The following is a 24523-nucleotide window of genomic DNA, read 5'->3' on the forward strand; positions in this document are numbered from 1 at the left end:
GCCCCTTCGTTGGGCTACACTCGCGGCCATCACAATCCCGGAGAAATTACGTGGGCAGTAGCATCGGGTGTTCGAGTTGGCGCAGTCATGCGGCCACTGCGAATGCCATGTCACTGCGGGCTGCGTAACGACGACCTGCCCGGAGCACCCGGCTCCGCGCTTCGTCGGCCTTGCCCGCAGTCAGAACTGCGGGCGAGTGTCTTTCCGTGCCACCGGCGGCGCCGCCATGCGCGCCCTGCCGTGGCGGATCTTCCCTCTCCCGGCTAGCCAGCCAACCCAGGCAAACGCCATCGCCTTGTCCGCCCTGCTCTCGCGCAGCCGCGGGACAGCGCGATCACGCTTGCCCGTGGCCCGGCCTTTCGCGGCTTGCCGCTGGGCCATGACGGGGCATGACGCAATACCTGGGATGCGGCGAGCCGCCTGCGCTTGTCTTCGCGCTTGTCATTGTTTTTCGTCGCAAATCAGCAATAAGGAATCCCGGGGATGATCAACCTGTTCGTCCTGCAGAAAGGCCGGCTTGCCCAGGAGCAAGTCGACGAGCGCAATGAGCTGCTGCAGCACAAGCCGATCTGGATCGATGTCGTCAACCCTGACGACGAAGAGCTGAACTGGATCAAGGAAGCCTACGGCGTCGCCCTTCCCGAGCTGGAAGACCTCGGCGACCTGGAGGCGTCGGCGCGCTATTTCGAGGGCGAGGACGAAAATATCCATATCCGCACCGACTTCCTGCTCGCCGAGGAAGAGGTCTCGCGCAACGTGCGCGTGGCCTTCGTGCTGACCAAGGACGTCCTGTTCTCCATCCACGACGAAGACCTGCCGGTGTTCCGGCTGGTGCGGCTGCGCGCGCGCATGCGACCGGGCTCGGTGCGCAACGCCAAGGATGTACTGATGGACCTGTACGCGACCGATGCGGAATACTCGGCCGACTCGATCGAAGAAGTCTACGAGCGCCTGGAAGAAGCCAGCCGCCGCGTGCTGGCCGAGAACGTGACCGATGCCGCCGCGGCCGACGTGCTGGAAACCATCGCCCGCGAGGAAGACCTGAACGGCCGCATCCGCCGCAACGTGATGGACACGCGCCGTGCGGTGTCCTTCCTGATGCGCAGCCAGCTGCTGTCGGCCGAGCAGCAGGACGAAGCGCGCCAGATCCTGCGCGACATCGACTCGATCGAGAACCACACCGCGTTCCTGTTCGACAAGATCAACTTCCTGATGGATGCGACCGTCGGTTTCATCAACATCAACCAGAACAAGATCATCAAACTGTTCTCGGTGGTGTCGGTGGCATTGATGCCGCCCACGCTGATCGCGAGTATCTACGGCATGAACTTCAAGGTGATGCCGGAACTGGACTGGGCCGCGGGCTATCCGTGGGCGATCGCGCTGATGGCGGTGTCGGCGGCGATCCCGCTGGTGTATTTCCGCCGCAAGGGGTGGCTGAGCTGAGTCCCGGAGGCCCGCCGGGCCTCAGTCCGGCAGCGTCGCCGCGCCCATCCGGCGCGCGATGATCCCCGCCTTGGCGCGGAAATTCACCCGCACGTTGGCGCAGTACTCCTTCTTGTCGAAGCACTTGGGCGCCGGCAGCGCCGCCGCCAGCCGCGCGGACTGGCCGATGCTGAGCTTGTCGGCATTGGTGCGGAAGTAGTGCTGTGCCGCGGCCTGCGCGCCGAACACGCCCTCGCCCCACTCCACCGAGTTCAGGTAGATCTCGTAGATGCGCTGCTTGTCCAGCCAGAACTCCAGCATCCACGTGATCGCCAGCTCCTGCCCCTTGCGCAGGTAATGCTGCTCGGACGACAGGAACAGGTTTTTGGCCAGCTGCTGCGTGATGGTCGACGCGCCGCGCACGATGCGGCCGCGCTTCTTGTTGCGCTCCCAGGCATCGAGCATGGCGTCGAGTTCGTAGCCGGGATGGTTGACGAAGCCCGCATCCTCGCTGGCGATCACCGCGCGCTTGAGGTTGCGCGAGATGCGCTCGTATGGCACCCAGTCGCGTTCCAGCCCGCAGCTCCAAAAGTTGAAGCCGCACAGCCGCCAGCGCTCGGCTCGCATGAAGGTCGTGCTCGACGGATTGACGTACTGCCAGCTGGCGATCTGCACGAAGAAATACAGCTGCATCGCCAGCACGCCCGCGACCACGCAGCCCAGCAGGTAGCCGAGCCAGCGCAGCGGATTGAGCGCCGAGCCGGCGGAAGCAGCGCCGCGGGCAGCGCCGGCCGTGCGGTTGCGGATGGCCACGGCTGGCGGCGCCCCGCTCAGCCCTTGCGTTCGGCCTGCAGCGCTTCGCGCAGCTCGGCCAGCACGGGAGCGGTGCGGGGACGCACGCCGCGCCAGATATAGAAGGCCTCGGCGGCCTGCTCGACCAGCATGCCCAGGCCGTCGCTGGTGCGCGCGCCGCAGCGCGCGGCGAACTGCAGGAACACGGTCGGCTCGGCACCGTACATCATGTCATAGGCCAGCACGCCTTCGCCCAGCAGGAACTCGGGCAGCGGCGGCACTTCGCCATGCAGGCTGCTCGACGAGGCGTTGATCACGATGTCGCAGGCCTCGTCCTCGGACAGGCCTTCGAGCGCATCGAGGCCGCCGCCCCACAGCTCCACGCCGAACTGGTCGGCCGCTTCGACGAATTCTTCAAGCATGTCGGACGCGCGCGACGCGGTGCGATTGGCCACCACGATGCGCGACGGACGCGCCTCGATCAGCGGCAGCATCGCACCCATGGCCGCGCCGCCCGCGCCAAGCAGCAGCACGCGCTTGCCTTCGACCAGCGTGTCGAGGTTGTCCTGGATATCGCGCACCAGGCCCACGCCATCGGTGTTGTCGCCGTGGATCAGGCCATCCTCGATCCACAGCGTATTGACCGCGCCGGCGGCTTCGGCACGCTCGGTCAGGCGGTCGGCCAGGTCATAGGCCTCCAGCTTGAACGGCACCGTCACGTTGCAGCCGTAACCGCCGTCGGCGAAGAACTTGCGCACGGTATCGGCAAACCCGTCCAGCGGCGCTTCCAGCCGGTCATACTGCACCGCTTCGCCGGTCTGGCGCGCAAAGGCGGCGTGGATCGCCGGCGAACGGCTGTGCGCGATCGGATTGCCGATCACCACATACTGGTCCGGCGTGTTCTGGGTGCTGTCGGGCGTAGTGTCTGGAGTTGTCATCAGCGTGCCTGCAGCCGGGTTTCCAGCCCGCTGCGCGAAAACTTGAAGGTGGAAATGACTTCCAGGATGTCCTGGCGTGCCGCCATTTCCGCGGTGAAGGCGCCGAACGGCGCGGCCGCGCGCACGATCGCCACGGCCTGTCGGTCCAGCGCGGGATCGCCCGAGCTCTTGACCACGTCGATGGCGTCGATGTTGTAGCCGTCGCGGTTGTAGCCGAGCTTGCCGAGCCGGTTCACGTTGATCACCAGGATCAGCTGGCCGTACAGCGGCTTGCCATTGCGCTGCGGGAAATCGGTGGTGCCGCGCGCCTCGATCTTGCGGCGCAGCCGGTCGTAGTACTGCGCGTAGTCGACCGCCTGCGCGCTGGTCGCGGTCAGCTGGAAGCGCTTGGGCCGCTTGGCGTAGTGGTCCAGGTTGCGGCCGATCTCGGCTTCGAGCTTGGCCATCTCGTCGGCCGAGGTGCGCTCGTCCTGGCCGCGCCGGGGATTGTCCTGGCGCTTCTCGCCGGGCTTGAGCGGCTGGCTGTGCACCGCGGGCGCGGCCTCGCGTGCCTGTGTCAGCAGGCGTTGCTGCTCCATTTCGAGCTGCTCGACGCGGCGCTGCACCTGGCGCACAAGGTCGCCCTCCTGCGTCACGGTCTGCGCGGGCAGCGGCGTGGTGGCGCGCTGCAGGTCGTGGTCGCCGCCGCCTTCGAGGTTGGCTTGCGCCAGCGCGGTCGGGTTGCGCGGCTTTTGCGCCGACTTGGCATTGACCAGCACCACGTCAAGCGGCGAGTCGGTGCGCTTGATCTCGAACACCTCGGGCGCGGCGACGCGCACCATCAGCAGCAGCGCATGCACAACCAGGGAAATGGCCAGCGCCTTGGCCAGCGTACTGCTGTTGTGCCACCTGGCGTGCCACCAGTGGCGGGGAGCGGCGAATGCGGCGTTCACGATGGCGGGAATTTGGCTCGGAAGGTGCGAGGCGACTGGTTGACGAGCATTCCCGGCCAGCCGGGAATGCCGCTAGGCATTGTAAGTGAGCCCCGCCGATTTCCGAAGGCTTCAGCCCGCGGCGGTGCCGCCGGTGTCGCGCTCAGCCGACGGCTCCGCCGGCACGTTGCCACCGGCTTCTGCGGGGGCTTCTGCGGCAGCCTCTTCCGAGGCCCCCGCGGCCTGCTCGGCAGCGTCTTCCGCAGCAGCCTCGGCAGCGGCTTCGGCTGACATTTCAGCGGCTTCCTCGTCGCTTTCCAGCTCTTCTTCAGGCAACACACCCTCGCCGGCAAAGATTTCCAGCACGCGGCACGAGACTTCCAGCGTGATCTCGTCGGTCTCGCCGATCTCCAGCAGCACCTGGGTGCCGCGCTGCGCCTGGACCAGCTCGGGCACGCGTGTGACCAGCGGGATCTCGGTAAAGCGCACCGCGCCTTCCTTGAGCACTGCGGCGACCAGGCGCTCGCGGTTCTCCTGCTTGAGCCAGCGCAGGCACCAGTAGCGCTCCATGGTCGACTGGTGGTCGGCATAGGCGGCATAAGTGCCTTCGAAGTCGGCCACGGCAGCCAGCAGGTCGGCGTCCTTGGGCTTGAACGGCGCCACCAGCTTGGCGGTCACGCCGTGCTGCGCCACCGCCAGGATCTGCCACTGGTTGACCAGGTCGACGTAGCGGCGCAGCGGCGAGGTGCTCCACGCGTACTGCTGCACGCCCAGGCCTTCGTGCGGCGCCGGGTAAGTCTGCATGCGGGTGCGGTGCATGCCCCACGCCTTCTGCGTGCGGTAGATGCCCGGTACGCCGTTGTCCGCCAGCAGCTTGCCCCACGTGCTGTTGGCCAGGATCATCAGCTCGGCCACGATCTTGTCCAAGGGCGAGCCACGCTTGCGCTGCTCGATGCGCACGCGCTGGCTGCCGTCGTCCTGGTCGTCGAGGTAGAAGTTGAAGTCGGCGCGGTTGTGTGTCTCGGGGCGCAGGCCGCTGGCCAGGCGCGCCTTCTGGCGCTCATCGTACAGGTAGCCGGCGAAGTGCCACAGCTGGGTCAGCGCCTCGCGGAACGGGTAGTCGCCGGTGCCGTCGGCGAGCGAGGCCTCGGTGATGACATCGTCCAGCAGGTTGTGGCGCAGGTTGGCGGAGATCGGCACCATCTCGGCGCGGGTCTCGCTGCCGGTGATCAGCCAGACCGTCGTGTCCACCGTCACATACAGCGACAGGGCCGGGCAAACCCGGCCTTCCTGCAGCGTGTAGCGCTCGACCACCGGGTCGGGCAGCATGGTGATCTTGTCGCCCGGGAAGTACACCGTAGACAGGCGCTGGCGCGCGATCACGTCGAGCGCCTCGCCTCGGCGGATACCCAGCGCGGGCGCGGCGATATGGATGCCGATGCGCAGCTTGCCATCGGGCAGCTTCGTCACCGACAGCGCATCGTCGATCTCCGTGGTGGTGACGTCGTCGATCGAGAACGCCTCGACCTCGGCCAGTGGCAGGTCGGCGGGCGGCTCGGGCACGTCGGTATCGGGGAAGCCGGTGCCCTTCGGAAAGCACTCGGCGAGGAACTTGGCCTCGTGCAGCGCACGTGCGCTGGCGACGCCGCCGACGGCCACCATCAGCCGCATCGGCGTCATGCCGAGCGCGGTGCAGGCCGCGTCCATGGCCTTGTATTCCAGGCTGTTCTTGTCCGGCTTGAACAGCAGTTGCAGCACCTTGTTGCGGAACGATTCCGGCAGCGTCAGCGCCTTGAGCTGCTCTTCATATTCGGCCTGGACCAGCGCCTGCTGGCGCTTGCGCTCGAGCGCGGCCAGCGCGGCCTTGAGCTGGTCCTCGGGCGCGCGCTGGTAGCGGCCACGCCCCTTGCGGCGGAAGTACACCGGGTTGCCGTGCAGCGCCATCGCAAGCGCCGCCTGCTGCACCGCGCCAGGCTCGGCGCCGTAATACTCGGCGGCCAGCTCGGCAAAGCCGAACTCGGCCTCGGGGGCGCATTCCCACAGGAAGTCCAGGTCGATCTCGGCCACCATGTCGCCGGTCTGGCGGACCAGCTCGATCGCCGACGGCTGCGCAAACTGCAGCAGCACGTCGCGCGACTTGACCTTGGTGCGCTTGCCGGCCGGCAGCTCCACCTGGTAAGCCTCGCCCTGCTGGTTCAGCACGGTGCCGGCGCGGATCTCGCCGCCTTCTTCGAACAGCAACTGCATCGATCGGTACTTTCAGAAATGCGCGGATCCGCTTCGGGGCGCCACGGAGCGGGCGCAGCGGTGGATCCTGTGGGAGAAATGGTGCAAACGGCCCCGGCCGGCGGCGCGCTGCACGCCGCGCCGTGGCCACGAGGGCCAGGCCGCAGACCCGGAATGATACCGCACCGGCGCTGCGGCCCCGGGCGTGCGCCCCGGGGCGGTGCGCGCCGCAGGACGCCGGGGACCGGGCCGGAAATAACCGGAAGGGTCAGAGCGACATGCCGCCGCTGGCTTCGATCGCCACGCCGTTGACATAGCTGGCGTCGTCGCTGGCCAGGAAGGCGTAGATGCTGGCGATCTCGGCCGGCTCGGCCAGCCGGCGCAGCCAGCACGACGACTTCATGCCGTCGAGCACCTTGTCGGGCACGGTCTGCAGGATCTCGGTATTGACGAAGCCGGGGCAAACGGCGTTGACGCGCACGCCCTTGGGACCCAGCTCGCGCGCCCAGGTCTTGGTGAAGCCGATCACGCCGAACTTGCTGGCGGCATAGTTGGTCTGGCCGAAGTTGCCATACAGGCCGACCACGCTGGAAGCGTTCAGGATCACGCCCTTGCCCTGCTCGGTCATGATCGTGGCGACAGCCTGGGCGCAGTTGAAGACGCCCTTCAGGTTGACGTCGATCACGGCATCGAACTGCGCCTCGGTCATCTTGGCCAGGCGCGCGTCCTTGGTGATGCCGGCGTTGTTGACCAGGATGTCGATGCGGCCGTGCGCGGCCAGCACCGCAGCCACCATGGCATCGACGTCTTCGCGGCGGGTCACGTCGACCCGGTAGGCGGAGACGCTGGCGCCGGCGCCGGCAAGCTTGCCGGCGGCTTCGCGCACGCGCGCTTCATTGACGTCGCACAGCACGACGACGGCGCCTTCGGCGGCGAAGCGCTGCGCGGTGGCAAAGCCGATGCCAGCGGCGGCACCGGTGATGATGGCAACCCGACCCTGCAGTTTCATCTTGTTATCTCTTGATTTCGGTAGTGTGTGAAGTGATGGGGCCGCGGTCTGTGGTGCGCCGGAACATCGGTAGCGCAATCGCCTTGGTCCCCGGGGCTGGCCGTGCCAGCAGGTCCGGCAAGAAGACCTCTGTCACGAGCATGACGCCGTCGCCGCGCCGGAATACGGAGCGCCGCGCAGGCAGCATGGGCAGCGGCGCCATCGCCGGCAGCACGCGCTGCAGCGCCTGGCGCAATGGATGGTGCGGCAGCAGCCGGGCAAACTGGAACGGGTCGCGCGTCACGGCCGGATCGATAAACAGCCGCCCGCCCAGGGGGCGCGCGCCCAGCCCCCGCAGGAACGGCCAGTCGCGCCGCGCATGGCGCAGCCGCACCACGGTGTGGGCGAAGACGGCGGGGATATCGTCGCAGATCAGCAGCACTTCGCGCGTCAGCGCCGGGACGCGGTCGTGCTGGCCCAGCACCTGCCATTCATCGGCCAGCGGCCGCAATGGGCGCTGCAGCAGCTGCGCCACGCGGAAGCGCTCGGACGCGGCCACCAGCCGCGCGGTCAGCGAACCGTCGTCGCCGGTGACCCAGCGCCGCAGGTTGGGCGTGATCGCCGCATCGAATGCCAGGTGCGAACTCCAGCCGCAGCGGCGCGCGGACTGCGCGCTCATGCCGCGCCCGCGCTTGCCGGCACCTTGCCGCCCGGGCCATAGCCGCAGAAGGCGAGCACTTCGTCGACGTAGTCGGCAAATTCGCTGATGCCGTGGTCGCTGCCCTCGATCACGCGGATATTCGCGCCGGGGCAGGCGGCCACCATTTCACGGTAGTCCAGCACCTCGTCGCCGGTGGCGGCGAGGAGGTAGTAGCGCTCGGGGCGCGTGATGGCGTCCACCCGCAGGGCCAGCAGCTCCAGCAGGTGGCGGCGCTCGACCGTGACCGAGCCGCCGCCGTGCCACAGCGGCTGCTCGCCGAGGTATTGCTCCAGGTCGGTCCACGGATGGACCGCCGGGTTCAGCAGCACGGTCTTGCAGCCGTGGCGCTCGCCGAGCCAGCGGGCATAGAAGCCGCCCAGCGACGAGCCCACGATGGCAACTTCCTGGTCGCCGCCGGCCTGGGCGGCGCGGATGGCGGCGTCGGCCTGGGCGATCGCCAGCGCCGGCGAGACATTGAGCTCCGGGCAGGCGTAGTAGCGGCCCACGCCCCACTCGCGCATGCGCTCCTGCACCAGGCGCGCCTTGAACGACTGCGGTGAGGAGCGGAATCCGTGCAGGTACAGCAGCATGGCAGCCCCCTGCGGCTCAGGCCGCCGCGGCCAGCGCGTCCAGCAGCTTCTGGTGCACGCCGCCGAAGCCGCCGTTGCTCATCACCAGCACGTGGTCGCCCGGCTGTGCCGCGGCGCACACGGCCTGCACCAGCGCGCCCAGGTCCTGGAATGCGCCAGCCTTGTCGCCCAGCGGCGCCAGCGACTCGGCCAGGTCCCAGCCCAGCGCGTCCTTGCCGGCCGGGGCGCCGTAGCCGAACACCAGGTCAGCCTGCTCCAGGCTTGCCGGCAGCTGGGCTTTCATCACGCCCAGCTTCATGGTGTTCGAGCGCGGCTCCAGCACCGCCAGGATGCGGGCATTGCCGACACGCCGGCGCAGCCCTTCCAGCGTGGTCTGGATGGCGGTCGGATGGTGGGCGAAGTCGTCGTAGACGGTCACGCCGCCGACCTCGCCGCGCACTTCCATGCGGCGCTTGACGTTGGCGAAGCGCGACAGCGAAGCGATCGCCTGCTCCGCCGGCACGCCCACGTGGCGCGCCGCGGCGATTGCCGCCAGCGCGTTCATGCGGTTATGCGTGCCCTGCAGGTCCCACACCACGGTGCCGACCACGGCGCCCTCGAACCAGACGTCGAAGGCATCCTTGCCCGGCTGTGCGGTGTGGGCGGTGTGGGCGGTGTGGGCGGCATCGCTCTCGCGCCAGTCGCCCACGCCGAACTGCTCGACCTCGCTCCAGCAGCCGCGCTCGAGCACGCGCGCCAGGCTTTCCTCGACGCCGTTGACGACCAGCCGGCCCTGGCCCGGTACGATGCGCACCAGGTGGTGGAACTGCGTCTCGATCGCCGCCAGATCCGGGAAGATGTCGGCGTGATCGTATTCCAGGTTGTTCAGGATCGCAGTGCGCGGGCGGTAATGCACGAACTTGCTGCGCTTGTCGAAGAACGCGGTGTCGTACTCGTCGGCCTCGATCACGAAGAAATCGGACTCGGTCACGCGCGCCGAGATGCCGAAGTTCTGCGGCACGCCGCCCACCAGGAAGCCCGGGTTGTAGCCGGCATCCTCCAGGATCCAGGCCAGCATCGACGTGGTGGTGGTCTTGCCGTGCGTGCCGGCCACCGCCAGCACCCATTTGCGCGCAAGCACGTGCTCGCCCAGCCATTGCGGGCCGGACACATAGGGCAGGTTGCGATCGAGGATGGCTTCCATCAGCGGATTGCCGCGCGAAACCACGTTGCCGATCACGAACAGGTCAGGCTCCAGCGCCAGCTGGGCGGGGTCGAAGCCTTCGATCAGCTCGATGCCCTGCGCTTCCAGCTGGGTGCTCATCGGCGGATAGACATTGGCATCGCAGCCGGTGACGCGATGGCCGGCCTGCTTGGCCAGCACCGCCAGGCCGCCCATGAAGGTGCCGCAGATGCCAAGGATATGAATATGCATGGGTTCCCGGGAAGACATGAAGCCCGCAGGCTTGGGGACTCGGCACCCGGCGCTCGCGCGGCGGCAGCGTGGCCGCATGGTGATGGCAGGCCGGGCAGGAAGCCACTGATTGTACCCGAGCGCCGGCGGCCTTCGCTGCACCGCGGCACCGGCGGCCACGTGCGTGCGGCGCCCCGCGTGCGCTCCGGTATCATGGGGCAATGAGCCGACGTGCCCCGCCCGACCCCACCCGCCTGCGCGAGGAAATCGCCCAGGCCGCCGCCCGCATGATCGCCGAGGACGGCGCCGACTACGCCACCGCCAAGCGCAAGGCCGCGCGCCAGGTGCTGGGCGAGCAGCGCGTGCCCGGCGAATGGCTGCCCGACAACGACCAGGTCGAGGCCGAAGTGCGCGCCTACCAGGCGCTGTTCCATGGCGACACCCAGCCGCGCGTGCTGGCCCTGCTGCGCCGCGTGGCCGTGCTGGCCATGGAGGACCTGGCGCCGTTCCGGCCCTACCTGGTGGGCGCCGTGCTGAACGGCACCGCCACCGAGCACTCGGATATCTACCTGCAGTGCTTCTGCGACAGCGCCAAGGACGCCACGCTGCACCTGCTGAACGCCGGGGTCGACTTCGAAACCAGCGAAAGCCGTCACTTCGGCGGCCGCGGCGATGTCGAGACCCTCAGCTTCCTGTGGAAGGGCCAGTGGCCCGACCGCCGCGCGGCCCGCCAGCTGGCCGGCGAGGTGCGCGCGGAACTGGGTGCGCCGGTCGGCATCCATATTGCGCTGTATGATGCCGTCGATGAACGCGGCGCCGTGCGCGCCGACGCCTCCGGGCGGCTCACCCGCGCGGACCTGCAGGCCGTACGCGCGCTGATCGGCGAAGATGCCGGCACCGGGCCGTCCTGAATCACGGCCCGCGCCCGCCCCGCTCACGCTACCTAATCCAATGACTGATACCGTCTCCTCGACCGTCCGCCGCTCCCGCCTCTGGCTGTGGATCGCGGTTGCCGTGGCGGCATGCGCCGCCGGCGCGATTGCCGGCCATTTCGTGTTCTCGCCCAAGCCGGCCAGCGACCAGGCCGTCGAGGCGTTCTTCCAGACGCGGCTGCCGGACCCCGCGGGCACCGAGCTTGACCTGGGCACGCTGCGGGGCAAGACACTGGTGGTGAACTTCTGGGCGCCGTGGTGCGGCCCCTGCGTCGAAGAAATGCCCGAGCTGACCGCGCTGCACGAGGAATACAAGGACCGGCAAGTCGAGTTTGTCGGCATCGGTATTGATTCAGCCAGTAATATCCAGCAGTTCACCAGGAAGGTACCGGTCGCCTATCCGCTCGCGGTGGCAGGCTTCGCCGGCACCGAGCTGTCGCGCAATTTCGGCAACAGCGCCGGCGGCTTGCCCTATACCGTGGTCATCAACCCCGACGGCAGCGTCAAGTACCGCAAGATGGGCCGCGTCACCGCGGAAGAGCTGCGCGCGGTGCTGCCTCGCACCTGAGTAAGTTCTTTCGGTATCTCCGGTCAATTTCGGATTTCTCGCGCGATTTGTTCCGTTTCCGTATCTGAGGCCCGGGAAAGTGCCGAAAGCGCCGCCGTATCGTCCCGATGCCGCCGCGCCTTGTATCCCGCGCTAGACAAATCCCTCTAAGCTACGGTAATCTCCGCGCAATTTCGTTGATCTGGTCGAGCCGCCGTGACTGCAACCCGCTCCATCCGTCGCTCAGCCCGCTACCGCAAGGTGCTGGTCCTGCATGGGCCTAACCTGAACCTGCTGGGAACGCGCGAACCGGAGACCTACGGGCACACCACCCTGGCCGATATCGACGCAGCGCTGGCCGACCATGCATCCAAGGCCGGTATTTCCCTGGCTTCGTTCCAGTCCAACCATGAGGGGGCACTGGTCGACCGCATCCACGCCGCGCGCGAGGAAGGCGTCGATTTCATCATCATCAACCCGGCGGCCTACACGCACACCAGCGTGGCCCTGCGCGATGCGCTGGCCGGCGTGGCCATCCCGTTTGTGGAGGTCCACCTGTCCAACGTGCACCGCCGCGAGAGCTTCCGTCACCACTCCTATTTCTCCGATATCGCTGTCGGAGTGATCTGTGGGCTGGGCTGGCAGGGATACCTGCTGGCACTCGACTATGCGCTCGCCCAGGAACAGCCGCCGCCAGGAAGCCCGGGGCGCTGACCCCTGCCAGAATTTTTTGACGAACCTGCGCGCGCCGCCCGGCGGACCGCGCCCGTTGCACGTGCTGCGGCACGGCGGGCGCGGCTCCGTGGTGGGCGCCAAACGATTTCTTCCGCCGCAGCCCAGCGGGGCCGCGGCCGGACAACCTGATTCAGGAGGATAAGAAGATGGACCTGCGCAAGCTGAAGACGCTCATCGACCTGGTGGCCGAATCCGGCATCTCCGAGTTGGAAGTCACCGAAGGCGACGGCAAGGTACGCATCGTCAAGCAACCGCCGCAAATCGTCGCCGCGCCGATGGCCATGCCGCAGCTGCAGGCACTGCCGGCCGCATCGGCCGCTGCCCCGGTCGGCACCGCCGCCCCGGCCGCCGAGCCGGTTGCGCAACTGCCCGCCGGCCACATCGTGACCTCGCCGATGGTGGGCACGTTCTACCGCGCGCCGTCGCCGGGCGCCGCACCGTTCGTCAATATCGGCGATTCGGTCAAGGAAGGCCAGACCGTCTGCATCATCGAAGCCATGAAGCTGCTCAACGAAATCGAGTGCGACAAGGCCGGCGTCATCAAGGAAATCCTGGTCGAGAACGGCCAGGCCGTGGAATACGGCCAGCCGCTGTTCGTCATCGGCTGAGCCTGAAAGGCATGCCGCGCCCAGCGCTGCCGACGACCGCCCTTGCGGCGGCAGGCACAGCACCGGCGCGGCCCTCTATGGCGTTTCAGGACGCCAGGGACGTTGTGGGCATCGCGACCCGTTCCGTGCAGTTCCATGCAGTTCCGCGCGTTAGTGCGGCCCGGCGTGCGGCCCGGCGGCCAGCCTGACGGCCGCGCGCCCGACGTGCCATGGCGGCACGCGGCGGGACCGCTCCCGTTCTCGCAGAGAGAGACCATGTTTGAAAAAATTCTGATCGCGAACCGCGGCGAAATCGCACTTCGCATCCAGCGCGCCTGCCGCGAACTGGGCATCAAGACGGTGGTGGTGTATTCCGAGGCCGACAAGGAGGCCAAGTACGTGCGCCTGGCCGACGAAGCCGTCTGCATCGGCCCGGCCCCGTCGCCGCAGTCGTACCTGAACATGCCGGCCATCATATCGGCCGCCGAAGTGACCGATGCGCAGGCCATCCACCCGGGCTACGGCTTCCTGTCGGAGAACGCCGACTTCGCCGAGCGCGTGGAGAAATCCGGCTTCGTCTTCATCGGCCCGACCGCCGACAGCATCCGCCTGATGGGCGACAAGGTCTCGGCCAAGCAGGCCATGATCAAGGCCGGCGTGCCGTGCGTGCCGGGCTCTGACGGCGCCCTGCCCGACGACCCCAAGGAAATCCTGGCGACCGCGCGCCGCGTAGGCTACCCGGTAATCATCAAGGCCGCCGGCGGCGGCGGTGGCCGCGGCATGCGCGTGGTGCACACCGAAGCGGCGCTGATCAACGCCGTCAACATGACGCGTGAGGAAGCCGGCCGCGCCTTCGGCAATCCCGAGGTCTACATGGAGAAGTTCCTGGAGAATCCGCGCCATGTGGAGATCCAGATCCTGGCCGACCAGCACAAGCAGGCGATCTGGCTGGGCGAGCGCGACTGCTCGATGCAGCGCCGCCACCAGAAGGTGATCGAAGAAGCGCCGGCGCCGCATATCCCGCGCCGCCTGATCGAGCGCATCGGCGACCGTTGCGCCGAGGCCTGCAAGAAGATGGGATACCGCGGCGCCGGCACTTTCGAGTTCCTGTACGAAAACAACGAGTTCTACTTCATCGAGATGAACACGCGTGTGCAGGTGGAGCACCCGGTCACCGAGATGATCACCGGCATCGACATCGTGCAGGAACAGATCCGCATCGCCTTCGGCGAGAAGCTGCGTTTCCGCCAGAAGGACGTGCAATTCCGCGGCCACGCGATCGAATGCCGCGTGAATGCCGAGGACCCGTTCAAGTTCATCCCGTCGCCCGGCCGCATCACCGCCTGGCACATGCCGGGGGGCCCTGGTGTACGCGTGGACTCGCACGCGTATGATGGCTACTTCGTGCCGCCCAACTACGATTCGATGATCGGCAAGATCATCACATACGGCGCCACGCGCGAGCAGGCCATCGCCCGCATGCGCATCGCGCTGTCCGAAATGGTTGTGGACGGCATCCAGACCAACGTGCCGCTGCACCGCGAGCTCATGATGGACGCCAACTTCGTCGAAGGCGGCACCAGCATCCACTATCTCGAGCATCGCCTGGCGGAGCGCGCGAAGGCCTGACGCGACTTACCCGCAACCCCAAGCAGCAAGCAAGGAAGCCCGTGGCATTTCAGGAATGTGTGATCGAAGTGGCGCAGGACCAGGCCGAAGCCTGGTCCGAGGCCCTGTTCGACCTCGGTGCGCTGTCGGTCTCGGTGGAAGACGCCGATGCCGATACGCCCGATGAGCAACCGCTTTTCGGCGAGCCCGGGCTCGAACCCAAGCAACTCGCGTGGAACCGGTCGCGCGTGGTGGCGCTGTTCGGCGACGATGCCGATCCCGCCGTGGTGGTGGCCGCTGCCGCCAACCAGCTTGGCATCGATCCGGTGCCGGCATACGAACTGCGCGCGGTGGAAGACCAGGACTGGGTGCGCCTGACGCAATCGCAGTTCGAACCGATCCGCATCGGCGAGCGCATCTGGGTGGTGCCGTCGTGGCACGACGCCCCCGAGCCCGATGCGGTGGTGCTGGAGCTGGACCCCGGCCTGGCCTTCGGCACCGGCAGCCATCCGACCACGCGGCTGTGCATGCAGTGGCTGGAGCAACACGTGGTGCCGGGCGAGACCGTGCTCGACTATGGCTGCGGCTCCGGCATCCTGGCGATCGTCGCGCGCAAGCTCGGCGCGGGCGCTACCGTTGGCATCGACATCGATCCCAACGCCGTGGAAGCGTCGCGCTACAACGCCGAGCGCAACCAGGTCGAGGCGTCGTTCGCGCTGCCCGAGTCGGTGTCGGAGGCCACCTATGACCTGGTGGTCGCCAATATCCTGTCGAACCCGCTCAAGCTGATGGCCGCCATGCTCAGCGCCCGCGTGCGCCCCGGCGGCCGGCTGGTGCTGTCGGGCGTGCTGGAGCGCCAGGCGGAGGAAGTTGCCGCCGCCTATGCACCGTGGCTGCCGCTGACGGTATGGCGCGCCGAGGAAGGCTGGGTGTGCCTGCACGGCACCCGTCCCTGACCAGTCCAGATGGCCGCCGTCAAGCTCGTCACGCGCTGCCCGGCCTGCCGCACCGCCTTCCGGCTGGTCGCCGACCAGTTGCGCCTGCGCCAGGGGCTGGTGCGTTGCGGCCACTGCGAAACGGTGTTCGATGCGCGCGAGCACCTGATCGAAATCCCCGTGCCGGCAGGCAGTGCCACGCCGCCGGCGTCCGCCGTACCGGCAACGACCACGCCGACCGCGGCCACGCCCGCACCGGCAGCTGAAGCTGCGCGCCCCGGCGAGTCTGCCCCGGCATCGCAGCCAGCCCCTGCCCCCTTCACGCCCTTCACGCCCACCACCGATCCCGGCTATGACGTGCCGGCGCTGGACGCGCCTACCATGCTCATGACCTCGCCCGCGGACCTCGACGTCGCGGCACCGCCCCACGCGGACGTGCATGAGGACGAGATCGAACGGGCGCTGCGCGAGGCCAACGATGCCGTCGCCCAGCGCGACGCGCGCGATGCGGAACGGCAGGCGGACATCGAGCCCGCGCCGCAGCAGACGCCCGCCACGGAGACCGCGCGGGAAGCGGAACCCATGGCGGAGTCGGAACCGGAGCCAGAAGCAAAACCAGGACCGGAACCCGAAGCGCAGCCTGAACCAGAGCGCAAAGCCACGCACGACGCGGAGGCCACCGCGACGCACGCGGCGCCTCAGCCGGCCGAACCCGAAGTTGCAGCGCCGGCATGGCCCGCACTGAACCACAACGCACTCGATCATCCTGCGCTCGAAGAGCCGGCACGGATCGGCAAGGCCGGGGAGCCCGAAGCAGAAGCGCGAGGGAAAGCGGAAGCGCCGGCGCCCCAGCCGGACGCTGTGCCCGCACCCGCGGCAATCCCGAGTGCCAGCGAATTCCTGCGCGCGGCGTCGGCGGATATCGGCCCGCCACCGGCGATCCATCCGGCGCCGGCAGACACGCCCGAGTCCGCCGCCGAGCCGTCCGAGAGCAAGGCTGCCGAGCGCACCGACACCAGCGATACGCGCTACGGCCGCGACGCCGGGCCCGCGCCCGACACTGGCGCGCCCGCCAGCATCACTGGCGAAGCCGTCGCACGCGAGCAGACCACGCGCCGCTGGACCCGCGCCGAAGCCCCGGCCGGCCCGGTCTTCGCTCCCGACTTCCTGCGCCACGCCCGCGAACGCGAGCGCGAGCGTGCCCCCGCGCGCAGCCGCGCGCCGGCGCCGCGCACGCTCTGGTACGCCGCGGCAGCGGTGCTCGCCCTGGGCGCGACGGTGCAGGCCGTGTATCTCGCGCGCAGCCCGCTGGCCGGACAGTTCCCGATGCTGCGCCCGGCACTGGAAGCCGCATGCGCCCCGTTCGGCTGCGACGTGCCGCCGTGGCGCGACATCGACGCACTGCGCATCGAGAGTTCGCAGCTGCAGCGCCTGGACGAAGGCGGCGATGCCTACATGCTCGCCGTCACGCTGCGCAACCTCGGCCGCGCCACCACCGCGCTGCCAGCGATCGAGCTGGTAATGACCGACCTGCAGGACCAGCTGCTGCTGCGGCGTGTGCTGCAACCGGCGGATTACCTGGACCCTTCGCAAAAGGCCTTCGCGACAGAGGGGCTTCGCGCCGGCATGGAGCTGCCGGTTCGGGTACGATTCCGGACGCAGCAGGCGCCATCCAACTACCGCGTGCTGATTTTCTATCCCTGAATTCCGCGGCCTGCCGCCGGACCGAATCCGAGTCCGGCGGCGGGCAGCGCCCCCCACCGGGGCATTGGCCGGCCAGGCGCCGGAAACTGAACCGGAAACCATCAGACATCAAGGAGCAGACATGAGCAGCGTTACCCTCGGCGGCAACCCGATCGAAGTCGCAGGCAAGTTCCCGCAAGCCGGCGACAAGGCGCCCGCCTTCTCGCTGGTCGGCAAGGACCTGAAGGACGTCACGCTGGCCGACTTCGCCGGCAAGCGCAAGGTGCTGAACATCGTCCCGAGCCTGGACACGCCGGTGTGCCAGGCTTCGGCCCGCAAGTTCAACGAGGCCGCCAACAGCCTGGCCAACACCGTCGTGCTGACGATCTCGGCCGACCTGCCCTTCGCGATGGGCCGCTTCTGCACCACCGAAGGCCTGGCCAACGTGGTGACGCTGTCGACGATGCGCGGCGCCGAGTTCAAGGGCAACTACGGCGTGGACATCAAGAGCGGCCCGCTGGCCGGCGCGACCGCGCGCGCAGTGGTGGTGCTCGACGAGAACGACACCGTCAAGTACGCCCAGCTGGTCCCGGAAATCAAGACCGAGCCGGACTACGAAGCCGCCCTGGCCGCGCTGAAGTAATCCGCACCGCCTGACGGCAGCGGCCGCCCGCGCAACCGGGGCGGCCGTTTTTGCTTTATCTGACCTATCCACCAACAACCTACCACCTGGAGAGAGCATGGCCAGCCTGATCTGCGGCTCCGTCGCCTACGACACCATCATGACGTTCGACGGACGCTTCCGCGAACACATCCTGCCGGACCAGATCCATATGCTGAACGTCTCGTTCCTGGTGCCAGGCATGCGCCGCGAGTTCGGCGGCTGCGCCGGCAACATCGCCTACACGCTGAAGATGCTGGGCGGCGATCCGGTGGTGATGGCCACCGTCGGCACCGATGCCGAGCCCTACCTGGAATACCTGCGCAAGCTGGAGATTCCCACCAGCCACATCCGCGTGCTGCCCGAGAGCTTCACGGCGCAGGCCATGATCACCACCGACCTGGACAACAACCAGATCACCGCCTTCCACCCTGGCGCAATGAGCCAGTCGCAGCTGAACAACGTCAGGGACGCGCTCGGCAGCGGCAAGGCGCCCGCGCTCGGCATCGTGGCCCCGGACAGCCGCGAAGGCATGCTGCACCACGCGCGCCAGTTCGCCGAGGCGGGTGTTCCGTTCATCTTCGACCTGGGCCAGGCGATGCCGCTGTTCAACGGCGAAGACCTGCGGGAGTTCGTTGAACTCGCCAGTTACGTGACAGTCAATGACTACGAGGCGCAGGTGCTGCTGTCCCGTACCGCATGGACCAGCGCCGAGGTTGCCGCCAAGGTCCGTGCCTTCATCGTCACGCACGGCGAGCGCGGCGCCAGCATCTATGCCGATGGCCAGCAGTACGCGATCCCGGCCGTGCGGGCCGAGCGCATCGTCGACCCGACCGGCTGTGGCGACGCCTTCCGCGGCGGCCTGCTCTACGGCATTGAAAACGGTTTAGACTGGGAAACGACCGGCCGCCTGGCATCGCTGATGGGGTCGGTCAAGATCGCGCAGCAGGGTCCGCAGAACCACTGGTTGTCGCGCGAGGAAATCGGCAACCGGTTCCAGTCTGCATTCGGGTACCGCTACGCCTGACCTGCGGCCAGTGCGTGGCCTCTTCGGGATTTGACATGAACCACCAGCTCCGTGGCGGCGCGCTTGCCGTCATTGCCATCGCGGCCCTGGTCGCCGGCTGTGCGACGGAGTCGAACTCCAACAGCGTCTACAGCACCGGGCAGGCGCAGCGCGAGCAGACCGTACGCTATGGCGTGGTCGAAGGCATACGCGAAGTTGCCATCCAGCGCAGCCAGACCGGCGCGGGCACGCTCGCCGGCAGTGCCATCGGCGGCATCGCCGCTGGCAGCACCATCGGCAGCGGCAACGGCGCGGTGGCGGCGGGCATCCTCGGCGCGATCCTGGGCGGCATCGCCGGCAGCGCTGCCGAGAACAAGGTCAACGAGCGGCGCGGCCTGGAGATCACCGTGCGCCTGGACAACGGCGAGATGCGCGCGATCACGCAGGAGGCCGACGAGGTTTTCCGCCCGGGCGAGCGCGTGCGGCTGCTGTCCTCGGGCGGCGTCACCCGCGTCACGCACTGAACCGCTGCGCCCGGGCGGGCGCCAGCATGCAGCGCATCCAGGCGCCGCGCCCGCAAGGGCCGCGGCGCTTTTTCTTTGCTCGCGCACCAATGAAAAAACCCGCCGGGCCAGCGGCCATCGGCGGGTCAGCAAGACTGGCGTCTTGCTGACCGGATACGCAGTATCCGGTCATGCTGGCACGCACTGCGTGCCGATGTGGTTCCGTACGGAACGCGTAAGTCCCACGCCGTGGCGGCGCAGCTTACGGACGGTTGCCCGTCGGGAACGGCCAGGCAGCGGCCGGGTTCAGCGCGGTCTTGGCAGCCGAAGCGGGAGCAACGGCAGGGGCAGCGGCAGGCTTCGCGGCAGCCTTCTTGGCAGCCGGCTTCTTCGCAGCAGCCTTCTTGGCAGGAGCCTTCTTGGCAGCCGGCTTCTTGGCAGCAGCCTTCTTGGCCGGTGCGGCCTTCTTGGCGGCGACCTTCTTGGTTGCAGCCTTCTTGGCCGGTGCGGCCTTCTTGGCGGCGACCTTCTTTACTGCGGCCTTCTTGGCCGGTGCTGCCTTCTTGGCGGCGACCTTCTTGGTTGCAACCTTCTTGGCGGCGACCTTCTTCACCGCGGCCTTCTTGGCGGGGGCCTTCTTGGCCGCAGCCTTCTTGGCCGGCGCAGCCTTCTTGGCGGCGACCTTCTTCACGGCGGCCTTCTTGGCCGGTGCCTTCTTGGCGGCCGGTGCTGCCTTCTTGGCGGCTACCTTCTTGGTTGCGGCCTTCTTGGCCGGAGCGGCCTTCTTGGCGGCCGGCTTGGCGGCCTTCTTAGCCGCCGGCTTTTTCTTTGCAGCAGTTGCCATGGATAACTCCTTCACTAGAGAGTGAATATCGAATGACCTAAGTCAGGCGACCCGACCAACCCGAGGCGCGATACCACAGCGCGGCCCCAGTCGAGCGAGCGATTCATCGGCGCGCGGCCCGACTGCGGCTGCACGCTAATGAATTCGGTTGCAGGCGCACCGCCCATGGCGGTGACTTCGCGGCAGTCGCGGACCCGCAAGCGGGACCGGGGCACTTGCCGCGCCCTGGAATATTCGATCGGCCCGCCCCGCCAGTCGGGTCGGCGCGCGGCCTGAAAAGAGGAGATATCGGACAGCAGGCCTGCGGTGCGGGCATGGCCTCGCGCACGGCAAGCGGCATTCATTCGGTGGTAGCTGGTCCAACCCGTCAATGGACCAAGGGAGACTGCACGCGTTTTAAGAAGCCGGCTCGGCCAGGTCTGCGTCAAAGTTCTCGTGCTCCTCAGCTACAACCTTCATCACTGCATCGAAGCGCGCATCGCGCTCGTCGTTCCAATCTTGCTTCCTGCTTCTCTGCAATGAAGTGAGACTCTTGTCAAGGCGAATCATAATTCGTTTGCACGATGATGTTAAGAAAAAAGTGCAAAAAAACTTGCCTGCATGCATTACTCAAACTAGTTCTCTCGCGCGTCGTCACGAAGACGTTGCCGATGGCATCGCAATGCATCGCGCGCACGCTGATGCGAACACGCGCTTCGCTCGTTCGCACACGCGTCGCGGCCCTCCATCCCGACCCGCGCACGCGCAGCTTTTACACACCCGCACGGCACCCGATTACAACCCGCGCAACGCGCATCGCAGGATTGCGCGCGCCCTGCTGCGCACGTCATCGCGCTTTCCGAAAAGCCGCATGGACAAAGGCTTTGCGGGCGATGCACCGATACGCGCGCGACCTGCGCGGCAGTGCGCGAGCACGTAAGCGCTCGCGCCGGAAACGGGTGGCGCGCTTCGTCGCCTGCATGCGTTACACAGTCGTCAGCGCGCACGCGCGAAGGGCGTCCGGCTGACTGCGACGACTCGCGCCACTCACCTCGCGAAAGCACGCCGAACAAGCCCACGAAGAGTGATGCGCGAACGCAACGGTTTGCATCGAAGCAACAGCGCGAGGACATCAAAGCGTTGCGATTGAGCAAAGCGGCGACGCGTGCGAAGCATCGCGGCAACACTTCGATCGGTTGTCGGGACACAGCTGCGCCGACAGCATCGCGATCGCCGCTCTCATCCATTCGGATGACTCCGATCACGCACCACAGATCGCTGCGCGCATCGCGCGATGCCGCGCGTGCCGGCACGCTTCGCAGCGCTTGCCACAGGCTTGCCGATCTCGCCGCGAGAGCCCGGCGATGCGCCGCACGTCCGCTTAGAGGAATGCTTCGGCAGCGCGCTCGGCGGCCCGATTTGCTGCAACACAATAACCCGCAAACAACGGCTGCATGCGGCTTTGCGGGGAGCATGCAAGACGTGCGCGCAGGCCGCCGCGGGGACCGGCGCAGCATGCCGGGCGATTGCAGTGCCGCGGCTGCGACAGTAGATTGGCGTGCGCGCCCGCCGCCCAGGCTCCGCTGCTTCGACGCAGGCGGCAATCGCCGCGCGGCGCATCGCACCGGCACCCTGCCGGTGGCAACGAACCTCAAAGGAGACATCATGCGCAACCCATCCCACCTCGCCGCTGTCCGTCCGCTGGTGCGTCCGGCACTGCGTGCCGCGGTGCTCGCCGCCGCCCTGCTCGGCAGCGCCGCCGCGATGGCGCAGGCCTCGCCGAGCGGCATGTGGAAGACCATCGACGACAGCACCGGCAAGCCGCGCGGCCTGGTGGAGATCAGCGAGAAGAACGGCGTCTACAGCGGACGCCTGGTGAAGACCTTCGTCGAAGGCGACGGCAAGCCCAGGGTCTGCGACAAGTGCACCGACGCGCGCAAGGACCAGCCGCTGATCGGCATGACCATCCTGACCGGCCTGCGCAAGACCGGCGACAACGAGTGGAGCGGCGGCGAGATCCTCGACCCGGAGAACGGCAAGGTCTACAAGAGCAAGATGTCGCTCGCCGAGGATGGCAGCAAGCTCAACGTGCGCGGCTTCATCGGCATCAGCCTGATCGGCCGCACCCAGACCTGGGAGCGCGATCACTGAGCGTGCGACGGCTCATGTGACTCAGGGTTTCTCCGCAACCGCCGGCAGCATGCGATGGCGCGGCGACGCGGCTGGCGAAAAAAAACCGGGCGATTCTCACCGCCCGGTTTTTTTGTCCTCGATGCTGCGCTTTACATCCGGTACCGCAGCGTCGCCATCACGCTGCGCGGGGCGCCCGGCATGTTCAGGTTAGGGCTGGTGCCGTGCGCCGACACGATGTAGCCCTTGTCGAACAGGTTGTACACGTTCAGCTGCGCCTCGAAGGCGCCGCGCCGGTACCAGGCCATGGCGTCGGCGGTGACGTAGCCGGGCAGCGTCACGGTGTTGAGCGGATCGGCATAGCGCGCGCCCACCAGGTTGAGGCCGGCGCCCACGCCGAAGCCGTGGCCCAGGTCCTTGGTCACCCACGCGTTGCCCGAGTGGCGCGGCGTGATGGTGGCGCGCTTGCCCTGCAGCGCGGCGGTGGACTTGGTGATGGTGGCATCCAGGTACGCGTAGCCCGCCAGCATGCGCCAGCCGCCGCCCAGCTCGGCCGCGCCGGAGATCTCGATGCCGTCGGTGCGCTGCTCGCCGATCGGCAGCAGTGCCGTGTTGGTGGCGTTGGCCACCTTGATGTTGCTGCGCTCCAGGCGGAACACCGAGATCGTGGTGCTGGCCTTGCCGTTCAGCCAGTCATACTTGGCGCCGACTTCGGTGTTGTTGGTGGTCTCGGGCGCCAGGTCGGCGTTGTTGGCCGCCAGCGCAAAGGCCTCACCCGACGGCTGGAACGACTTGCTCCACGACACGTAGTACGACTGCGCCTTCGACGGCTGCCACACCAGGCCGGCGCGCGGGCTCCAGGCGGTGTCGGTGCGCGACAGGTCGCGCTGGCCGGCGATCCGGTTCCTGGTCTCCTGCTGGAAGTTGTCGTAGCGCACCCCGACCAGCGCCTTCCACTGCTCGCTGAACTTGATCATGTCCTGGGTGTAGAACGCCAGCGTGTCGAACACGCCGAGGTTCGAGGTCGTCGGGTTGCCCGGCGCCAGGCGCGGCAGGGTCGGCAGCACGGGGTTGAACAGGTCGAACGTGCCCGGCACCGGCTTGGTGTTGTTGACCTGGTCCTTGTTCTGCTGCCCGATCTCCATGCCGTACAGGATCTCGTGCTCCATGCCCAGGAAGGTCGCCTTCTGGGTCAGGTCGGTCTGGTTGAACCAGCCATGTTCCTCGCGGCGGACATTGCCGTGGTTCATGGTCAGCGTGCGCGCCGCTTCGTTGACCGCAGCGGTCAGCGTGTTGTTGCGGTCCAGCGAGTAGTGGTAGTAGCGCGTGGCATTGCGGATCGACCAGTTCTGGTTGAAGCGGTGGTTGATCGTGGCGGTGCCGGAGAACACGCGCGACTGCGAGTAGTCGGCATCGCGCGCATTGGCCGCGCCGTAGTAGCGCGAGGCCGGCACGTCGACCGGGCGGCCCTGGTAGGCCGGGATGCCGAAGTCGGTGACGCGGCGGTCTTCCAGGTAGTCGGCCTGGAACAGCACGGTGGTCTCCGGCGCCACGCGAAGCTCCAGCGACGGCGCGATCGCCTTGCGGTCCAGGAACTGCTGCGAGCGATAGCTGTTGGCCTTCTGCACGGCGCCGGTGATGCGGAACGCGGCGGCGCCGTCGGCGAACACGCGGCCGACGTCGGCCTCGGCGCGGCGGTCGGCCCACATGCCATAGCTCAGCGCGAAATCGGTGACGTCGATGCCAGGCTTCTTGGTGACGCGGTTGATCAGGCCACCGGCCGAACCGCGCCCGTAGAGCACCGCCGCCGGGCCCTTGACCACTTCGACGCGGTCCACGTTGGACAGGTCGCGGAAGTACAGCGCATCGTCACGAATGCCATCGACGAACTGGTCGGCGATCGCGGTGAAGCCGCGGATCGAGACCTGGTCGCGCTGGCCATCGCCATGCGAGAACGACACGCCGGGCACGTTCTTCAGCGCGTCCTGCATCGACGTGGCGTGCTGGTCGCGCATCACCTCGGCAGTGACCACGTTGACGGTCTGCGGAACGTCGCGCAGCGGCGCTTCGGTCTTGGTCGCGCTGACCGCGTTGGGCGGGTTGTAGCCGGCGCCCAGCTCACGGCTGACGTCGGCCTTGACGGTGACCTCGGGCAGCTGCGCCGCTGCCGTCGGTGTCGCCTGCGACCAGGCTGCCATCGGTTGAAAAACAAGGGTCCCTGCCACCGCGGCGCAGATCGGGTGAAGTTTTATTCTCATTTCCCTGTAATTGACTGTAATTCTTTTTAAGAAAGCGATGCATTATCAATTATGAGAATGAAGGGGTCAACGAGATTGCGAATTATTCCCATTCAATGTCGCGCAGCGTTGTTTTCAGATCGGCGTTGACCGGGAGCAGTACGCTGGTGTTT

The 24523-nt window shown here is 67.7% G+C and carries 22 protein-coding genes; 12 read left to right on the plus strand and 10 right to left on the minus strand.

The features are described from left to right. The first annotated feature begins 483 nt into the window (after positions 1-483). Positions 484-1446, plus strand: a complete 963-nt coding sequence (gene corA / locus E1J61_RS01005) for a magnesium/cobalt transporter CorA (RefSeq protein WP_133092323.1) — start codon at positions 484-486, stop codon at positions 1444-1446. A gap of 21 nt (positions 1447-1467) precedes the next feature. Here the strand turns inward: corA and mtgA are convergent, their stop codons facing one another. From mtgA to mpl, 8 genes are all read right to left on the minus strand, one after another. Next, positions 1468-2169, minus strand: coding sequence for a monofunctional biosynthetic peptidoglycan transglycosylase (gene mtgA / locus E1J61_RS01010; protein ID WP_133092386.1), 702 nt, complete (start codon positions 2167-2169; stop codon positions 1468-1470). Between the two features lie 86 nt (positions 2170-2255). After that, positions 2256-3155 (minus strand): shikimate dehydrogenase, encoded by a 900-nt coding sequence (aroE, locus tag E1J61_RS01015; RefSeq protein ID WP_133092324.1) that lies wholly within the window; start codon positions 3153-3155, stop codon positions 2256-2258. Continuing rightward, positions 3155-4087: an energy transducer TonB gene (locus E1J61_RS01020; RefSeq protein WP_133092325.1), complete on the minus strand. Its 933-nt coding sequence runs from the start codon at positions 4085-4087 to the stop codon at positions 3155-3157. The genes aroE and E1J61_RS01020 overlap by 1 nt, the downstream gene beginning before the upstream one ends. A 111-nt stretch (positions 4088-4198) precedes the next feature. Beyond that, on the minus strand, positions 4199-6313 hold the full coding sequence (locus E1J61_RS01025) for a ribonuclease catalytic domain-containing protein (protein WP_133092326.1): 2115 nt from the start codon (positions 6311-6313) through the stop codon (positions 4199-4201). 247 nt (positions 6314-6560) lie between these two features. Then, positions 6561-7301 (minus strand): 3-oxoacyl-ACP reductase FabG, encoded by a 741-nt coding sequence (gene fabG / locus E1J61_RS01030; RefSeq protein WP_133092327.1) that lies wholly within the window; start codon positions 7299-7301, stop codon positions 6561-6563. Positions 7302-7305: 4 nt separating this feature from the next. Then, entirely contained in the window at positions 7306-7959 is a 654-nt protein-coding gene (locus E1J61_RS01035; RefSeq protein ID WP_133092328.1) for a chorismate lyase, read from the minus strand. Then, on the minus strand, positions 7956-8570 hold the full coding sequence (locus E1J61_RS01040) for a YqiA/YcfP family alpha/beta fold hydrolase (protein WP_133092329.1): 615 nt from the start codon (positions 8568-8570) through the stop codon (positions 7956-7958). The genes E1J61_RS01035 and E1J61_RS01040 overlap by 4 nt, the downstream gene beginning before the upstream one ends. 16 nt (positions 8571-8586) lie before the next feature. Continuing rightward, positions 8587-9984, minus strand: coding sequence for a UDP-N-acetylmuramate:L-alanyl-gamma-D-glutamyl-meso-diaminopimelate ligase (gene mpl / locus E1J61_RS01045; RefSeq protein ID WP_133092330.1), 1398 nt, complete (start codon positions 9982-9984; stop codon positions 8587-8589). Positions 9985-10184: 200 nt separating this feature from the next. On the opposite strand from mpl, the gene E1J61_RS01050 reads away from it, so the two are divergent. The 10 genes from E1J61_RS01050 to E1J61_RS01095 all read left to right on the plus strand — a co-directional run bounded on the left by E1J61_RS01050 (position 10185) and on the right by E1J61_RS01095 (position 19181). Further along, complete coding sequence (locus tag E1J61_RS01050; protein ID WP_133092331.1) at positions 10185-10874, plus strand: UDP-N-acetylmuramate--alanine ligase; 690 nt, start codon at positions 10185-10187, stop codon at positions 10872-10874. A 40-nt stretch (positions 10875-10914) separates the two neighbouring features. Further along, the gene (locus E1J61_RS01055) at positions 10915-11463 is read left to right on the plus strand and encodes a TlpA disulfide reductase family protein (protein ID WP_133092332.1); all 549 of its coding nucleotides are present in this window, start codon (positions 10915-10917) and stop codon (positions 11461-11463) included. A 195-nt stretch (positions 11464-11658) separates the two neighbouring features. Then, the gene (aroQ, locus tag E1J61_RS01060; RefSeq protein WP_133092333.1) at positions 11659-12156 is read left to right on the plus strand and encodes a type II 3-dehydroquinate dehydratase; all 498 of its coding nucleotides are present in this window, start codon (positions 11659-11661) and stop codon (positions 12154-12156) included. A 167-nt stretch (positions 12157-12323) separates the two neighbouring features. After that, positions 12324-12785, plus strand: a complete 462-nt coding sequence (gene accB, locus E1J61_RS01065) for an acetyl-CoA carboxylase biotin carboxyl carrier protein (RefSeq protein WP_133092334.1) — start codon at positions 12324-12326, stop codon at positions 12783-12785. Between the two features lie 255 nt (positions 12786-13040). Next, complete coding sequence (gene accC, locus E1J61_RS01070) at positions 13041-14393, plus strand: acetyl-CoA carboxylase biotin carboxylase subunit (protein ID WP_133092335.1); 1353 nt, start codon at positions 13041-13043, stop codon at positions 14391-14393. Positions 14394-14434: 41 nt separating this feature from the next. Then, entirely contained in the window at positions 14435-15328 is an 894-nt protein-coding gene (gene prmA, locus E1J61_RS01075; protein ID WP_029047872.1) for a 50S ribosomal protein L11 methyltransferase, read from the plus strand. A 9-nt stretch (positions 15329-15337) separates the two neighbouring features. Further along, positions 15338-17011, plus strand: a complete 1674-nt coding sequence (locus tag E1J61_RS01080) for a DUF3426 domain-containing protein (RefSeq protein ID WP_133092336.1) — start codon at positions 15338-15340, stop codon at positions 17009-17011. Positions 17012-17132: 121 nt separating this feature from the next. Then, on the plus strand, positions 17133-17633 hold the full coding sequence (gene tpx, locus E1J61_RS01085) for a thiol peroxidase (protein ID WP_133092337.1): 501 nt from the start codon (positions 17133-17135) through the stop codon (positions 17631-17633). A 97-nt stretch (positions 17634-17730) separates the two neighbouring features. Then, complete coding sequence (locus E1J61_RS01090) at positions 17731-18678, plus strand: carbohydrate kinase family protein (protein ID WP_133092338.1); 948 nt, start codon at positions 17731-17733, stop codon at positions 18676-18678. 35 nt (positions 18679-18713) lie between these two features. Next, a complete protein-coding gene (locus E1J61_RS01095) occupies positions 18714-19181 on the plus strand; it encodes a hypothetical protein (RefSeq protein WP_133092339.1) in 468 nt (155 codons plus the stop codon). 241 nt (positions 19182-19422) lie between these two features. Here E1J61_RS01095 and E1J61_RS01100 read toward each other — a convergent pair whose 3' ends face one another. Further along, the gene (locus E1J61_RS01100) at positions 19423-20004 is read right to left on the minus strand and encodes a histone H1-like DNA-binding protein (RefSeq protein WP_133092340.1); all 582 of its coding nucleotides are present in this window, start codon (positions 20002-20004) and stop codon (positions 19423-19425) included. A 1644-nt stretch (positions 20005-21648) separates the two neighbouring features. Between E1J61_RS01100 and E1J61_RS01110 the strand changes: the two genes are divergently transcribed. Next, a complete protein-coding gene (locus E1J61_RS01110) occupies positions 21649-22134 on the plus strand; it encodes a DUF2147 domain-containing protein (RefSeq protein WP_133092341.1) in 486 nt (161 codons plus the stop codon). Positions 22135-22265: 131 nt separating this feature from the next. Here the strand turns inward: E1J61_RS01110 and E1J61_RS01115 are convergent, their stop codons facing one another. Then, positions 22266-24371, minus strand: a complete 2106-nt coding sequence (locus E1J61_RS01115) for a TonB-dependent siderophore receptor (protein WP_133092342.1) — start codon at positions 24369-24371, stop codon at positions 22266-22268. Positions 24372-24523 lie beyond the last annotated feature (152 nt).

This window comes from Cupriavidus sp. L7L, from assembly GCF_004353535.1.
GTDB classification, from domain to species: Bacteria; Pseudomonadota; Gammaproteobacteria; order Burkholderiales; family Burkholderiaceae; genus Cupriavidus; species Cupriavidus oxalaticus_A.

Excerpts from the sequence above, each read along its gene's own strand:
- E1J61_RS01025 (WP_133092326.1), bottom strand. The coding sequence starts at position 6,313 with ATGCAGTTGCTGTTCGAAGAAGGCGGCGAGATCCGCGCCGGCACCGTG.
- mpl (WP_133092330.1), bottom strand. The coding sequence starts at position 9,984 with ATGCATATTCATATCCTTGGCATCTGCGGCACCTTCATGGGCGGCCTG.
- E1J61_RS01055 (WP_133092332.1), top strand. The coding sequence starts at position 10,915 with ATGACTGATACCGTCTCCTCGACCGTCCGCCGCTCCCGCCTCTGGCTG.
- E1J61_RS01090 (WP_133092338.1), top strand. The coding sequence starts at position 17,731 with ATGGCCAGCCTGATCTGCGGCTCCGTCGCCTACGACACCATCATGACG.
- E1J61_RS01080 (WP_133092336.1), top strand. The coding sequence starts at position 15,338 with ATGGCCGCCGTCAAGCTCGTCACGCGCTGCCCGGCCTGCCGCACCGCC.
- E1J61_RS01100 (WP_133092340.1), bottom strand. The coding sequence starts at position 20,004 with ATGGCAACTGCTGCAAAGAAAAAGCCGGCGGCTAAGAAGGCCGCCAAG.
- fabG (WP_133092327.1), bottom strand. The coding sequence starts at position 7,301 with ATGAAACTGCAGGGTCGGGTTGCCATCATCACCGGTGCCGCCGCTGGC.
- accB (WP_133092334.1), top strand. The coding sequence starts at position 12,324 with ATGGACCTGCGCAAGCTGAAGACGCTCATCGACCTGGTGGCCGAATCC.
- corA (WP_133092323.1), top strand. The coding sequence starts at position 484 with ATGATCAACCTGTTCGTCCTGCAGAAAGGCCGGCTTGCCCAGGAGCAA.
- E1J61_RS01095 (WP_133092339.1), top strand. The coding sequence starts at position 18,714 with ATGAACCACCAGCTCCGTGGCGGCGCGCTTGCCGTCATTGCCATCGCG.
- E1J61_RS01035 (WP_133092328.1), bottom strand. The coding sequence starts at position 7,959 with ATGAGCGCGCAGTCCGCGCGCCGCTGCGGCTGGAGTTCGCACCTGGCA.
- aroE (WP_133092324.1), bottom strand. The coding sequence starts at position 3,155 with ATGACAACTCCAGACACTACGCCCGACAGCACCCAGAACACGCCGGAC.
- E1J61_RS01115 (WP_133092342.1), bottom strand. The coding sequence starts at position 24,371 with ATGAGAATAAAACTTCACCCGATCTGCGCCGCGGTGGCAGGGACCCTT.
- accC (WP_133092335.1), top strand. The coding sequence starts at position 13,041 with ATGTTTGAAAAAATTCTGATCGCGAACCGCGGCGAAATCGCACTTCGC.
- E1J61_RS01040 (WP_133092329.1), bottom strand. The coding sequence starts at position 8,570 with ATGCTGCTGTACCTGCACGGATTCCGCTCCTCACCGCAGTCGTTCAAG.
- tpx (WP_133092337.1), top strand. The coding sequence starts at position 17,133 with ATGAGCAGCGTTACCCTCGGCGGCAACCCGATCGAAGTCGCAGGCAAG.
- E1J61_RS01050 (WP_133092331.1), top strand. The coding sequence starts at position 10,185 with ATGAGCCGACGTGCCCCGCCCGACCCCACCCGCCTGCGCGAGGAAATC.
- E1J61_RS01110 (WP_133092341.1), top strand. The coding sequence starts at position 21,649 with ATGCGCAACCCATCCCACCTCGCCGCTGTCCGTCCGCTGGTGCGTCCG.